The organism is Rhodoferax sp. OV413 (genome assembly GCF_900104385.1).
In the GTDB taxonomy this organism is placed as follows: domain Bacteria; phylum Pseudomonadota; class Gammaproteobacteria; order Burkholderiales; family Burkholderiaceae_C; genus Rhodoferax_B.
This window is the reverse complement of sequence record NZ_FNJA01000001.1, coordinates 223,534-237,490: the sequence shown is the minus strand read 5'-3', so window position 1 is coordinate 237,490 and position 13,957 is coordinate 223,534. Positions and strand designations below refer to the sequence as shown.

Sequence of the window (13,957 nt, the reverse complement as noted above, 5' to 3'; positions counted from 1 at the left end):
GCTAGCGCAGCGCTAGGTTGCCGTGGCAAGCAAAATGGTTTCAAGCTCGCGGATCGGCAGGGGGCGGCTGAACAAATAGCCCTGGTAGTTGACGCAGCCGTGCTGGGCCAGAAAGTCGCGCTGGGCGCTGGTCTCCACGCCCTCGGCAATCACCGCCAGGCCCAGGCTCTTGCCCAGGGCGATGATGGTTTGCACGATGGAGGCGTCGTTCGCATCGGTGGCAATGTCGCGCACGAAGGATTGGTCGATCTTCAGCTGGTCCAGCGGCAAGCGCTTGAGGTAGGACAGCGATGAATAGCCGGTGCCGAAGTCGTCCAGCGAAAAGCACAGGCCCAGGGCTTTCAGCGCGCTCATCTTGGCAATCGTCTGCTCCAGGTCTTCGACCAGCAGGCTTTCGGTCAGCTCCAGCTTGAGCCCGCGCGCGTCGATGCCGGTGCTGCGCAGGATCTGGGTGATCTGGTCCACGAAATCGGGGTTGCGGAACTGCCGCGCGCTCACATTGACCGCCATGCTCAGGTGGGCGGTGTGGGCCCTGGCCTGCCAGATGCTGAGCTGCTGGCAGGCCTGGCTCAGCACCCACTGGCCCAGCGGGATGATGATGCCGGTGTCTTCGGCGGCGGGTATGAATTCGGCTGGCGAGATCAGGCCGCGCTGCGGATGCAGCCAGCGCACCAGCGCTTCCACGCCGATGATGTGGCCGGCCGCGCAGAACTGCGGCTGGTAGTGCAGCAGGTATTCGTGCTGGGTCAGCGCCAGCCGCATCTCGAACTCCAGCTGCACCCGGGCGTTGACCACCGCCTGCATGCTGGGGTCGAAGAAGCGGATCGCGTTGCGGCCCGAGGTTTTGGCCTGGTACATGGCCAGGTCGGCTTGCTTGAGCAGTTCGCTGGCGCCGCTGTGGCGGCGGCCAAACGGTGCCACCCCGATACTGGAGGTGGTGCGGTGCTCGTTGCCGTTCAGCACATAGGACACGGCCAGCGCCTGCAGAATCTTCTCGCCGGTGTTGCGCGCGATCACCGCGGCTTCGGCGTCGTTGTGGCCCAGGTCTTCCAGCATCACCACAAACTCGTCGCCGCCAAACCGGGCCACGGTGTCCATGTCGCGTATGCAGGTGCTCAGGCGCATGCCCACTTGCTGCAGCAGCATGTCGCCGCTTTCGTGGCCCAGGGTGTCATTCAGGGTTTTGAAGTTGTCCAGGTCGATGAACAGCAGGGCACCACAGCGGCCGCTGCGCGCGCTGGCAGACAGTGCCTGCTGCAGCCGGTCCATCAGCAGTTGGCGGTTCGGCAGCCGGGTCAGCTGGTCGTAGAAGGCCAGTTGCTGGATTTCGCGTTCGGCGGCCTTGCGCAGGGTAATGTCGGTGTTGATGGACAGCACCGACTGCGGCCGGCCCTGGTCGTCGTGCACCAAGGTCCAGTGCGATTCGACCGCCACGGTGCTGCCGTCCTTGCGCAGATGCTCTACCTCGCCCTTCCAGACGCCCGTGACCAACAGCTTCTTGAGGTTGTCGTGGAATTGGGTGGTGTCGCGGTAGAGCTTGTCGGCCATGAACTGGCCATGGACTTCCTCGGCGGTCCAGCCGTACAGGCGCTCAGCGCCGCGGTTCCAGTACACCACGCCGTCGCTCAGGCTGCGCAGAATGATGGCGTCCTGCGCTTTGTCCAGCAGCGCGGCCTGGTCGCGGATGTGGGCGTCGGCTTTTTGCCGCTGCATCTCGGCGGCCACCCGGGCGGCAAAGATCTGCAGGGTGGACAGGACGAATTCCGGCTCCTCCACCGGCGTGCTGAACAGCACGAAGATTTGTCCGATGGCATGGCCTTCGGCATCGTCCAGGCGCTGGCCCACATAGGCCTGGGCTTGCATCCGGGCCAGGTCTGCGGCCTGCGGGTAGCGCGCCATCACATCGGCCGGCACCACCCAGTGGGCGTGTTCGGCCAAGGCCGCGCAGGGCGTGCCCTGGATCGGGTAGTCGAAGTTGTCCAGCACCTGGCCGTTGAACACTGCGGCCAGCGTGCGGCCCTGGGGCGGCGAGCCCGGCAGCAGGCGGGTGATGAACGCAGCCTGGGCGTCCAACGCCTGGGCCATGTTGCGCGCCAGCTGGGCCAGAAACTCCAGGCCGTAGCTTGCCGAGACGGCGGCCGCCACCTTGAGCATGGCGGCTTGTACCCGGCGCTGCTGTTCCTGCGCCCGCAGGTTGCCAATGCCAAAAGCCAGATCGTTGGCCAGCTCTTGCAGCAGGGTGATTTCGTCCTGGCCGATGGTGTGTACGCCGGCAATCAGGTACATCACGCCAAAGGTGCGCTGGGCATCGCGCAGCGGCAGCAAGACCACGCTCTGGAATCCGGCTTCACGGAATTCTTCGTTGCGACCGCGCAGGGAGGCGTCTTCGCCGTCCAGGTTGTTGACCACGCAGACCTGGCCGCTGCGCAGCGTGCGGGCGACCGGACCCTGGCCCTGGGGCGAGTCAGCATCCCAGCTCAGGTCGCCGGTGCAGAAGGCGTCCAGGTTGAGGCCGGCCACCGCCACGCACTCTATCGACTTGGCGGCATCGTCGTGGGCAAAACCCACCCAAGCGCCCAGGTAGCCGCCGATGTCGATGGTGATGCGGCAAATGTCAGACAGCAGCTTCTCGCGCGAGCTGGCGCGTATCAAGGCCTCGTTGCAGGTGCTGAGCATGCGCTGCGCCCGGCTGAGCCGCGCCAGATCGCGCTCGGCCTGCAGCCGCTGGGTCACGTCGGAGGCCAGTATCAGCCGCGCCGCCGTGCCGTTGAAGACGATGGGGTTGGAGGTGATGACCACGTCGATCACCGAGCCATCCTTGCGGCGGTGGCGCCGGGTGCCGGTGTAGGGGCTGCTCTCCCGCATATGCTGCTGCACGATGGCTTCGCTTTCCTGGGCGGCCTCGGCCCACAGCTCGCGGATCGTCATGCCCAGCAATTCCTGCTCGGTATAGCCGTAGTGGTGGACCATGGCCTGGTTGACGGCCAGCAGCTTCAGGGTGATGTTCTCGGCCACCCAGATGGGTTGCGGGTTCTGCGCAAACAGCAGGCGGTATTGGTTCTCGGAGGCCCGCAGCTGGTCGGCCATGCGGTGCTGCTGGATGGTGGCGCCCAGGGTCTGCACCAGGATTTGCAGGTTCGCCACATCGCGCTCTGCAAAGCCGCGTGGTTGCGCCCAGGCGGCTTTCAGCACGCCGATGGCCTCGCCGTGCACTAGCAGCGGCAGGATGACCAGCGAGCGCACGTTCTGCTGCAGGGTGGCGATGGCCTGGTTGACGCGCGCATCGTTGCTGGTGTCTTCGCTGAACATGGTGCGGCGGGTGGCCACCGCAATGCCGGCCAGGCTGTTGTTCAGCGGCAGCCTGAAGCCCAGCGGCAGCAGGGGCTCCAGGCCGGCCCGCGCCCGGGTCACCAGTTCATCGCCCTCCACGAAGTCCACCGCGCAGCCATCGGCACCGGTCAGGTTGCGTACCCGGCCGGCCATCACGGTCATGGCTTCCACCAGGTCTTTGTCCGGCAAGGCCAGCTCCTGCTGGATGTCCAGGATTTCCCGGCGCGTCTGCACATCGCGCCGGGCTTCGTGCTGGGCCTGCAGATTGCGGATGCCGAAAGCCAGGTCGTCGGCCAGTTCCTGCAGCAGCTGGATTTCTTCGGCGCTGGCCTGGATGGGCTCGGCGGAGTACAAAAACAGCACGCCGAAGGTGCGTTCGGCATCGGACAGCGGCAGGCTGATCAGGCCGCGCACGCCGGCATCCGCCAGCACAAGGCTTGAGGGCAGCTGGTTTTCTGGCCGCAGGATGTCATCCATGATGACCACCTGGCCGCTGCGAACCGTGCGCCCGGCCGCGCCCCGCCCCCCCGGCAGGGATTCCGACGAGGATGCGCCGTGTGGGAACACCGAGATCGGCCGGATACCCGCAAAGGCCACGGATTCGATGCTGCGCAAGTCGTCGTCCCGCGCCAGTCCCACCCAGGCGCCGAAATAACCGCCGATGTCGACCGCGATGCGGCAGATTTTCTGCAGCAGCAGATCTTGCGTGTCGGTGCGGATCAGCGCCTCGTTGCAGCTGCTGAGCATGGTTTGCGCCCGGCTCAGGCGCGCCCATTCGCGCTCGGCCTGGACCCGCGGGGTCACGTCCACCACCACCCACATATGCGCGGGCTGGCCCAGGAAGCCTACGTCGTCGGCGGTGATTTCAACCTCCACCAGGCCGCCATCCTTGCGGCGATGGCCGTAGGTGCGGGGCGGCTGTGCGGGCAGGGGAAAGAGGGGGGCCACGGGTTCCGGGCCGGCGGGCCAGAGATCGCCGACCGGCAGGCCCAGCAGCTCGGGCTCGGCATAGCCATAAAACGCCAGCATGGCGGGATTGACGGCAAGAAAACGCCCGGACTCCAGGCCGTACACGCACATCGGCCTGGGGTTGCTCTGGAAAATCCGCCAGAAAGGGACTTCGGGGTCTTTCACTTGGTTTTCCTGCTGTAGATCGGGCGCAGCGGCCACTCCACTTCTCTGCTGGAAATTGTCGGTGATTTTGTTTTCTGCCGGGTCAGCGTTTTCCGCCATCAGGCTGCCCTGCAGTGCCGGATAATGCTATGTTTTAGATAGCTGGTGGCGCTGATTGAATAAGCCCTAGAGCCTTATTTGGTGCCAAAAATACGGTCGCCGGCATCGCCCAGGCCCGGCAGGATGTAGCCGTGGTCGCTGAGCTCTCGGTCGATGGCGGCGGTGTAGATCGCCACGTCGGGGTGGGCGGCCTGCAGCGCGGCCACGCCTTCGGGGCAGGTCAGCAGGCAGACGAACTTGATCGACTTCGGGTTCAGCTCTTTCAGCCGCTCCACTGCCGCAATCGCCGAGTTGCCGGTGGCCAGCATCGGGTCGACGATGACGATGTCGCGCTCGTGCATGTCGTGCGGCATCTTGAAGTAGTACTCCACGGCCGTCAGCGTCTTCGGGTCGCGGTACAGGCCCACATGGCCGACGCGCGCGCCCGGCACCACGCTGAGCATGCCTTCCAAAATGCCGTTGCCGGCCCGCAGGATGGAGACGAACACCAGCTTCTTGCCGTCGATGACCTTGGCGGTCATCTTCTCCAGCGGGGTTTCGATCTCGATGTCCTGCATCGGCATGTCGCGCGTGACCTCGTAGGCCATCAGCGACGACAGCTCGTTGAGCAGGCGGCGGAAGGTGTTGGTGCTGGCGTCCTTGCGGCGCATCAGCGTCAGCTTGTGTTGCACCAAGGGGTGGCTGATCAGGTGTACGTTGCTCATGATGTCTTCGATTCCAAGTTAAAACACGGTGCCATCGCTGGCGATATTCAGGGGCGGCGTGCCACCGCGCAGGCGCTGGGCCAGCACCCGGCCGGCGGCCCAGGTGCCGCCTTCGAGCACGCAGGCCAGCGGCATCTGCTCGGCCGTCAAACCCAGCTCGGCGCGCACCAGCGGAGCCAGTTCGTCCAGCAGCGCCACCGTCAGCGCGCGCCATTCGACGATGCATTCATCGCCAGCGGTCTGCGCCTGTTGGGCCAGCGCCGGGTTCTTCAAAGCCAGCACGCCGCCGTCGAGCAGCAGGCCGCCGTTGCGGTATTCGGGCAAGCCCGTCAGCGCATCCAGGCCGGTGACGGTTACGTCGGCCCATTCCAGCGGTTCCAGCAGCGAATACGACAGCCACTGCGACAGCTTGTGGAAAGGCATCCAGCCGGCGCTGGCACCCACGCCGGGCACGGCGCTGTGGCGCCAGCAGTCGCCCAGCGAAATTTCGTTGCCCGCTTCGGTTTTGATTGCGTTCTGCGCAGGCCAGATGGGCGACAGCGTGCTTAACAAGGCTACAAGAATGTCGTGTGCGGCCACCGTTGGCGCATCAGAATCGGCTGGCACCAGATGGTCGAACAAGCGACCCGGCCGGCACAGGCCGCCAGCACCGCCAAACACTTCGGGCTGGGCGGCGATGACTTCACCCAGGCGCCGCAGCAGCGCGGCCCGGCCTTCGAGCCCGACCAGCGGGTTCTCCACGCCGACCTGGAAGGCATCGCCGAGTTGGCGTGCCGTCAGATTCTGCAGGCCTAGCGCATCGGCCTGGCAAGGCTGGGTCGGCTTGCTGGAAAACAAGCCCTTGGTAAAGGCGTTGTAGCTGGCCACGCCCAGGCCTTCGGAGCGGCTGAGCTTCTGGCCGGTGCGCGGGTCGGTGTAGCTCCAGTCGGGGCCCGAGCCGGCATCGAGCAGCACGCTGACGATGGCCAGGTCGATGTGGGCGCGGGCGCGTTTGGCCACGGATACCTTGCCCAGTTCTTCGTTCAGCAGCGCAGTACGGTCTACCTTGCCGGCCTCGAAATGCCGCCAGCGGCTGTGGTACGGGATCTTCAGGCTCGGGTAACGCTCGCGCGTCACCTGGGCCACCAGGGCGGCGGTGGGCTGCAGCGCGGCGTCATCTACCGTGAAGTAGGCCGAGCCGCCGGCGCGGGCCCGCGCCAGCAGGGCCTGGGCCCGGCTGCGTATCGCTTTTGTTGAGCGCAACAGGGCTGCAGCGCTTGTTATATCTGCGTCAGCAGCTATCAAATCCATAGTCATTCAGTCAATCCACGGCCCTTGGCCTTTTTCAATTCTTCGGCAGTTGGCACCGCACCGGGGGTGAAGTAGCCAGCCGCCATTTTCGCGTCCATTTCGACCTGTGCGTCGGCGGGGATCATGTGGTCGGGAATATTCACCCGTTGCACCACCTCGATGCCGGCGCGGGTGATAGCGTCGTACTTCATATTGCTCATCGACACCAGGCGGTGGATTTTGCGGATGCCCAGCCAGTTCAGCACGTCGGGCATGAGTTCCTGGAAGCGCATGTCCTGCACGCCGGCCACGCATTCGGTGCGGTTGAAATACTGGTCCGCCGTGTCGCCACCGACCTGGCGTTTGCGCGCGTTGTAGACCAGGAACTTGGTGACTTCGCCGAGGGCCCGGCCTTCCTTGCGGAAATACGACACCAGGCCGACACCGCCGCGCTGCGCGCCCTGGATGCATTCCTCGATGGCGTGCGTCAGATAGGGGCGGCAGGTGCAGATGTCGGAGCCGAACACGTCCGAGCCATTGCATTCGTCGTGGACGCGGGCGGTGAGCTCGACCTCGGGGTTCGCCAGGTCGCGCGGGTTGCCGAAGATGTAGGCGGTGAGCCCGCCGATCGGCGGCAGAAACACTTCCAGGTCGCTGCGCGTCACCAGTTCGGGGTACATGCCGCCGGTTTCTTCGAACAGCACGCGGCGCAGTTCGGCTTCGGTGCAGTTGAAGCGCTTGGCGACTTCGGGCAGGTACCAGACCGGCTCGACCGCCACCTTGGTGACCATGGCGGCACCGCCAGCGGTAAGGAATTTGCCATCGGCCTTGAGGCGACCCGACTGCAGCGCTTCGATGACTTCGGGCAGGATCACATGGGCCTGGGTTACGGCGATGGTCGGGCGGATGTCGTAGCCGGCGGCCAGCTCGGCCGAGAACACGTCGGCAATCGTCGCGCCCCAGGGGTCCATGGCGACGATGCGGCCCGGCTCGCTCCACTGCGGGTAGGGGCCGATGATGTCGGTCGGCATGGTGTTGGTCAGATCGGCCTTGTGCTTGGGCGACAGGCCGCCGGAGGCGATGGCCAGCGCGCGGTAGATGCTGTAGCTGCCACTGTGCGTGCCGATCACATTGCGGTGGCTGCGTTTGGTGGTGGTGCCGACCACCGGGCCGCGCTCGGTAGCGGTGGCCGCGGCCCAGCGTATCGGCAAGGCGCCATAGCCGCTGGCGTGGGATGTCAAGCGGATATGGCTGGGGCCAGGAGCGGCGGGCGCCGGGGAGCTGGTGGCGAGGTCAGCAGGCATGGAGAGTCCTCAAAAAATCCAATGTAGCGATGGGCGGGCAGTCTGGCAAGCAGGGTAGATGCTATGCATTTTGCGTGCCGCGGGCTTGTGTTTCAGGCCGCCAGTGGCCATACCGGCGCGCGCAGCAGCGGGTGGTCTTGCAAGGCTTCGGCGATGAAGTCCACGAACACCCGCACCGGCGCCGGCAGGTGCTGGCGGTCGCGGAAGCAGGCGAAGTACTCCAGCGGCTCGGGGTCGGCCCGGGTGCGTCCGCGTCCGCCGGAATTCAGAAACAGCGGCTCCAGCTTGCCGGCGGCGATCAAGGGGTTGGCGATGAAGCTGCCGAGCCGGGCCACGCCGGCACCGGCTACGGCCAGAGCGGCCAGGGTGTCGATGTCGTTGCACACGGCGGCGGTCTGGATGGCCGGGGCGAAGCGAACCCCGTCGCGCAGAAACGGCCATTGCATGAGTCGCCCGTCCAGCGGCAGGCGAAACGCCAGGCAGGGATGGTGGGCCAGGTCTTCGGGCGTGGTCGGCCGGCCATGCTGCTGCAGATAGGCCGGTGCCGCGCAGAACACCATGGGCGCGGTGGCGATTCGCCGCGCCACCAGGCCGGGCTCCAGCACGTGGCGGAAGCGGATGCTGGCGTCCACGTCCTCCTTCAGGTGGTCGACATTGCGGTCGACCATCAGCATTTCCAGGTGCACCCGCGGGTAGCGCGCCATAAAGGCCGGCATCAGCGGCGCCACCATATGCCGGCCAAAGGCGACCGCGCAGGAGATTTTGAGCCGGCCCTGCACCGTGTCCTGCAGCGCCGAGAGTTCGGACTGGGCCTGCGCCAGGCCGTCGAGCAGCGGGCCGACCTGGGCAAAGTACACCTCGCCGGCCGCGGTCAGCGCCTGCGAGCGGGTGGTGCGCGTCAGCAGCCGGGTGCCGAGTTCTTTTTCCAATCGGCCCAGGTTCTGGCTGGCGGCCGCGGCGCTGATGCCCAGCTGGCGCGCCGCCGCAGCGATGCTGCCGCCTTCGACGGCCCGGATAAAGGTTTCTATGCCACGCAGGTTGGACATGGATTCGCTTAGGAATAGATTTCTTTATTCATAAGCTGAGCTTAGCAGTGAAAGTGGCTGTAGCCGTCTAGTGCGCAGCGGCGATGGCTCTTAAAGTTGCGCCATTCGCTTGCAACTACCAGGTCCACACCATGTCCCTATCCACCTCTTCCCCACGCCCGGCCTTCTGGAAGATACCCAAGCGCTTTACGCCCGTGGTGTTCGCCTTTTACATGGCTGGCATCATGGCCTTTTTGATGTGCGCGGTGATCGTCGCCGCCGGCACCGGCCTGGCCAACGGCTACCTGTGGCGGGTGCTGAGCGCCTATGCGCTGGCCATGCCGGCGGCCTTTGTCTGCGTGCTGGGCGTGCGACCGGTGGTGCTGCGGCTGACCGCGGCGACCGTGCAGGGCTAGCTGCCGAGCAACTCCGCGAAACGCGCCATGTCGACGTTGCCGCCGCTGACGAGGATGCCGACGCGCGCGCCGCGGATGTCCACGCCGCCGTGCTCGGCACCGGCCAGGCTCAGGCAGCCGGTGGGCTCGACGACCATCTTCATGCGCTCGGCATAGAAGCGCATGGTCTGCACCAATTGGGCGTCGCTGGCGGTAACGATGCCGGCCACATCGCGGCGGATGATGGGGAAGGTCAGCTGGCCCAGGTGCTGGGTCTGCGCGCCGTCGGCGATGGTGCGCGGGGTGTCGATATGCACGATGTGGCCCTGGGCCAGCGACTGCTGGCCGTCGTTACCGGCCTTCGGCTCGACGCCGTAGATGCGGCATTGCGGCGACAAGGCCTTGGCCGACAGTGCCGAGCCGCTGAGCAGGCCGCCGCCGCCCAGACAGACGAACAAATAATCCAGTTCGCCCACTTCTTCAAACAGCTCTTTGGCCGCCGTGCCCTGGCCGGCGATCACGTCGGCATGGTCATACGGCGGAATCAGCGTCATGCCGCGCTCTTGGGCGATCTGCTGGCTGATGGCCTCGCGGTCCTGGGTAAAGCGGTCGTAGGTCACCACCTCGGCGCCGTAGCCGCGGGTGGCCGCCAGCTTGGCGGCGGGTGCGTCCTGCGGCATCACGATGGTGGCCGGCATGCCCAGCAGCTGGGCCGACAGCGCAATCGCCTGTGCGTGGTTGCCGGAGGAGAACGCCAGCACGCCGCGCTTTTTTTGCTCGGGCGTGAAGCGCGACAGCGCATTGAAGCCGCCGCGGAACTTGAACGCGCCCATGCGCTGGAAGTTCTCGGCCTTGAAGAACAGCTGCGCGCCGAGTTGCGAGTCGATGGTGCGCGAACGCAGCACCGGCGTGGCATGGGCCTGGCCCTGGATGCGGCTGGATGCTGCGGCCACGTCGTCAAAGCTGGGGAGCGGGAGTTCTGCCATGGCGTGGAATATTGATTTGCTATTGAATGTGTAGCTGCTTGCGCAAGTAGTATCTTCGCTAGAGCCCGATTTTTTATGAATTTATCTTTTGCCGCCGAAGATGCCGCCCAAGACGCCGCGCAGGATTTCCTGGCCGACCTTGGTGCCCATGGTGCGCACGGCGGACTTCATCATGGTCTGGGCCAGGCCGTCGTGCTTTGCGCCGCGCGGGCCGGTGGTGCCGAACAGGATGTCGTTCAGCCCGCCCATCACGCCGCCCAGGGCGCCGCCAGAGGCCGGTGCCGCCTGGCCGGGCAGGGTACCTGCGGGGGCGTTGTTTGCGGCATTGGCCACGGTGGCCTGGGTGCGGCCTTGCAGCTTTTCGGCAGCCGATTCGCGGTCGACCACCTTTTCGTAGATACCGGCGACCAGCGAGGTCTGCAACAGCACTTTGCGCTGGTCCGGGGTGATGGGGCCGAGCTGGCTGCCCGGCGGCAGCACAAATACGCGTTCGGTGATGCTGGGCCGGCCCTTGGCATCCAGCAGGCTGACCAGGGCCTCGCCCACGGCCAGCTCGGTGATGGCGGCTTCGATGTCCAGGCCGGGCTTTTGCCGCATGGTCTGGGCCGTGGCCTTGACGGCCTTCTGGTCGCGCGGGGTGAAGGCGCGCAGCGCGTGCTGGACCCGGTTGCCCAGCTGGGCCAGCACCGAGTCGGGAATGTCCAGCGGGTTTTGGGTCACGAAATACACGCCCACGCCCTTGGAGCGCACCAGGCGCACCACCAACTCGATGCGCTCGACCAGGGCCTTGGGCGCCTCGTTGAACAGCAGATGGGCTTCGTCGAAGAAGAACACCAGCTTGGGCTGCTCGGGGTCGCCAATTTCCGGCAGTTGCTCGAACAGCTCGGACAGCATCCACAGCAAGAAGGTGGCGTACAGGCGTGGCGAATTCATCAGCTTGTCGGCCGCCAGGATGTTCACCACGCCCTTGCCGTCGACGGTCTGCATGAAGTCGCTGATGTTCAGCATCGGTTCGCCAAAGAACTTGTCGCCGCCCTGGGACTCGATCTGCAGCAGGCCGCGCTGGATGGCGCCCACACTGGCCGCCGACACATTGCCGTACTGGGTGGTGAATTCGCTGCTGTTGTCGCCCACGTACTGCAGCATGGCGCGCAGGTCTTTCAAATCGAGCAGCAGCAGGCCGTTGTCGTCGGCGATCTTGAAGACCATGTTCAGCACGCCGCTCTGGGTGTCGTTCAGGTTCAGCATGCGGCCCAGCAGCAGTGGCCCCATGTCGGACACGGTGGCGCGCACTGGGTGGCCTTGCTCGCCAAACACGTCCCACAGGGTGGCGGGGCAGGCCAGGGATTCGGGCTGGTCAATGCCGCGTTCCTTCAGGATGCCGGCCAGCTTGTCGCCAATGCGACCGGCCTGGCTGATGCCGGTCAGGTCGCCTTTGACGTCGGCCATGAAGACGGGTACACCGATCTTGGAGAAGTTTTCCGCCAGGGTCTGCAGGGTGACGGTTTTGCCGGTGCCGGTGGCGCCGGTGATCAGGCCATGGCGGTTTGCCAGGGCGGGCAGCAACTCGCAGACAGTGGTGGCGTTTTTGGCAATTAAGATGGGTTCGGCCATGGCGGTGTCCTGGAGGTTTGGGGGTCAGTAAAATCTGCCGGTAGATTAAATCAATTGATAAGGAATTCTTGTGGCCGGTCACAGTAAATGGGCGAATATTCAGCACCGAAAGGGCCGCCAGGATGAAAAACGGGGCAAGGTCTGGACCCGTGTGATCCGCGAAATCATGGTGGCAGCCCGTTTGGGTGGCGGGGATCTCAGTATTAACCCGCGTTTGCGCCTGGCCGTTGAGAAGGCCAAGGCCTCGAATCTGGCGGCTGACACCGTCAAGCGCAACATCGAAAAAGCCACCGGCACGCTGGAAGGCGTGACCTACGAAGAAATCCGCTACGAAGGCTACGGCATCGGTGGCGCAGCCATCATCGTCGACACCATGACCGACAACCGTGTGCGTACCGTGGCCGAAGTGCGCCACGCCTTCAGCAAATACGGCGGCAATATGGGTACCGAAGGCTCGGTCTCGTTCCAGTTCAAGCACTGCGGCCAGTTCGTTTTTGCCCCGGGCACGGACGAAGACAAGGTGATGGAAGTGGCGCTGGAAGCCGGCGCCGAAGACGTGATTACCGACGAAGACGGCGCCATCGAGGTGCTGACCGCCTACCCCGATTTTGAAAAGATCAAGCTGGCGCTGGAAACCGCCGGCCTGAAACCTGAGGTGGCCGAAGTCACCATGCGGGCAGAGAACACCATCGAACTGGAAGGCGCTGACGCCGAAAAAATGCAAAAACTACTGGATGTGCTCGAAGACCTGGACGATGTCCAAGAAGTCTTTCACAACGCTGGCCTATGAAAGTCCTGGTTATTGGCGGTGGCGGCCGCGAACATGCACTCGCCTGGAAGCTCAACGGTTGCGCCCGCGTCACCCGTGTCTACGTGGCCCCCGGCAACGGCGGCACCGCGCTGGACGAGCAATTCATCAACGTGCCGATCACCGATGTGCAGGCGCTGCGCCAGTGGGCGCAGACCGAAGGCATCTCGCTGACCGTGGTCGGCCCCGAAGGCCCGCTGGCGGCTGGCGTAGTGGACGAGTTCCGCAACCATGGCATGCGCATTTTTGGCGCTACCAAGGCCGCCGCGCAGCTGGAAAGCTCCAAGGCTTTCTCCAAAGCCTTCATGGCGCGCCACGGGATTCCCACGGCCGAGTTTGATACCTTCAGCGACCCGGTCGCAGCCCATGCCTACGTCGAGAAAATGGGCGCGCCCATCGTCGTCAAGGCCGACGGCCTGGCTGCTGGCAAAGGCGTGGTCGTAGCCCAGACCCTGGCCGAGGCGCACGAGGCCATCGACTTCATGCTGCTCGACAACACCCTGGGTGTGAGCCACAACGAGGGTGGGGCGCGGGTGGTGATCGAAGAATTCCTGGCCGGCGAAGAAGCCAGCTTCATCGTCCTGTGCGACGGCAAGAATGTGATCCCGCTGGCCACCAGCCAGGACCACAAGCGCCTGCTCGACGGCGACCAGGGCCCGAACACCGGCGGCATGGGCGCGTATTCGCCCGCCCCCGTGGTGACGGCCGATGTGCACGCCCGCGCCATGCGTGAAATCATCCTGCCGACCATCAAGGGCATGGAAAAAGACGGCATCACCTACACCGGCTTTTTGTACGCCGGACTGATGATCGATGCCAAGGGCAAGCCCAAGACGCTGGAATTCAATTGCCGCCTCGGCGACCCGGAAACCCAGCCGCTGATGATGCGGCTGAAGTCCGATCTGTTCGAGGTGCTGTGGGCGGCTACCGAGCCCGGCCCGCATGGCAAGCTGGACCAGATCAGCCTGGACTGGGACCGCCGTATCGCCCTGGGCGTGGTGGTGGCCGCCCACGGCTATCCAATGACGCCGCGCAAGGGCGATGCGATCACCGGTTTGCCCAAGGCGACCGACGATGCAGTGGTGTTCCATGCCGGTACCGTCAAGGAGGGCGATGTGGTGTCGACCTCGGGCGGCCGGGTCTTGTGCGTGACGGTGCTGGCCGACAACGTCAAGCTGGCGCAGCAGCATGCCTACGAGGTGACGCGCGGCATCCATTTCGATGGCATGCAGTACCGCCGCGACATCGGATTCAGAGCCGTCAAGGGTTGAGCTTGGACACCGCTGAGC

Annotated in this window: 10 protein-coding genes; 3 read left to right on the top strand and 7 right to left on the bottom strand. The window is 65.2% G+C overall.

Annotated elements, in window-relative coordinates:
* Positions 1-12: 12 nt before the first annotated feature.
* The 5 genes from BLT66_RS01110 to BLT66_RS01090 form a co-directional block, all read right to left on the bottom strand.
* Positions 13-4,464 (bottom strand): EAL domain-containing protein, encoded by a 4,452-nt coding sequence (locus tag BLT66_RS01110; RefSeq protein ID WP_176954937.1) that lies wholly within the window; start codon positions 4,462-4,464, stop codon positions 13-15.
* Positions 4,465-4,637: 173 nt separating this feature from the next.
* The gene (upp, locus tag BLT66_RS01105; protein WP_092754692.1) at positions 4,638-5,267 is read right to left on the bottom strand and encodes a uracil phosphoribosyltransferase; all 630 of its coding nucleotides are present in this window, start codon (positions 5,265-5,267) and stop codon (positions 4,638-4,640) included.
* 18 nt (positions 5,268-5,285) lie between these two features.
* Entirely contained in the window at positions 5,286-6,509 is a 1,224-nt protein-coding gene (locus BLT66_RS01100; protein WP_369821564.1) for a URC4/urg3 family protein, read from the bottom strand.
* 50 nt (positions 6,510-6,559) lie between these two features.
* Positions 6,560-7,840 carry a GTP cyclohydrolase II gene (locus BLT66_RS01095; protein ID WP_092754688.1) on the bottom strand — a complete coding sequence of 427 codons (1,281 nt, stop codon included), beginning with the start codon at positions 7,838-7,840 and terminating at the stop codon, positions 6,560-6,562.
* A 92-nt stretch (positions 7,841-7,932) separates the two neighbouring features.
* A complete protein-coding gene (locus BLT66_RS01090; protein WP_092754686.1) occupies positions 7,933-8,886 on the bottom strand; it encodes a LysR family transcriptional regulator in 954 nt (317 codons plus the stop codon).
* A gap of 131 nt (positions 8,887-9,017) precedes the next feature.
* On the opposite strand from BLT66_RS01090, the gene BLT66_RS01085 reads away from it, so the two are divergent.
* Complete coding sequence (locus BLT66_RS01085) at positions 9,018-9,281, top strand: DUF2798 domain-containing protein (RefSeq protein ID WP_092754683.1); 264 nt, start codon at positions 9,018-9,020, stop codon at positions 9,279-9,281.
* Here BLT66_RS01085 and BLT66_RS01080 read toward each other — a convergent pair.
* Positions 9,278-10,246, bottom strand: a complete 969-nt coding sequence (locus tag BLT66_RS01080) for a threo-3-hydroxy-L-aspartate ammonia-lyase (RefSeq protein WP_092754680.1) — start codon at positions 10,244-10,246, stop codon at positions 9,278-9,280. The genes BLT66_RS01085 and BLT66_RS01080 overlap by 4 nt on opposite strands.
* Before the next feature lie 81 nt (positions 10,247-10,327).
* Entirely contained in the window at positions 10,328-11,860 is a 1,533-nt protein-coding gene (locus BLT66_RS01075) for a helicase HerA-like domain-containing protein (RefSeq protein ID WP_092754675.1), read from the bottom strand.
* A gap of 70 nt (positions 11,861-11,930) precedes the next feature.
* Between BLT66_RS01075 and BLT66_RS01070 the strand changes: the two genes are divergently transcribed.
* A complete protein-coding gene (locus BLT66_RS01070) occupies positions 11,931-12,650 on the top strand; it encodes a YebC/PmpR family DNA-binding transcriptional regulator (RefSeq protein WP_092754672.1) in 720 nt (239 codons plus the stop codon).
* Complete coding sequence (purD, locus tag BLT66_RS01065) at positions 12,647-13,939, top strand: phosphoribosylamine--glycine ligase (protein ID WP_092754669.1); 1,293 nt, start codon at positions 12,647-12,649, stop codon at positions 13,937-13,939. The genes BLT66_RS01070 and purD overlap by 4 nt, the downstream gene beginning before the upstream one ends.
* Positions 13,940-13,957 lie beyond the last annotated feature (18 nt).

What these genes read in the sequence shown, in the direction of transcription:
- upp (WP_092754692.1), bottom strand. Translation starts at nt 5,267, where the DNA reads ATGAGCAACGTACACCTGATCAGCCACCCCTTGGTGCAACACAAGCTG.
- BLT66_RS01095 (WP_092754688.1), bottom strand. Translation starts at nt 7,840, where the DNA reads ATGCCTGCTGACCTCGCCACCAGCTCCCCGGCGCCCGCCGCTCCTGGC.
- BLT66_RS01090 (WP_092754686.1), bottom strand. Translation starts at nt 8,886, where the DNA reads ATGTCCAACCTGCGTGGCATAGAAACCTTTATCCGGGCCGTCGAAGGC.
- BLT66_RS01085 (WP_092754683.1), top strand. Translation starts at nt 9,018, where the DNA reads ATGTCCCTATCCACCTCTTCCCCACGCCCGGCCTTCTGGAAGATACCC.
- BLT66_RS01080 (WP_092754680.1), bottom strand. Translation starts at nt 10,246, where the DNA reads ATGGCAGAACTCCCGCTCCCCAGCTTTGACGACGTGGCCGCAGCATCC.
- BLT66_RS01075 (WP_092754675.1), bottom strand. Translation starts at nt 11,860, where the DNA reads ATGGCCGAACCCATCTTAATTGCCAAAAACGCCACCACTGTCTGCGAG.
- purD (WP_092754669.1), top strand. Translation starts at nt 12,647, where the DNA reads ATGAAAGTCCTGGTTATTGGCGGTGGCGGCCGCGAACATGCACTCGCC.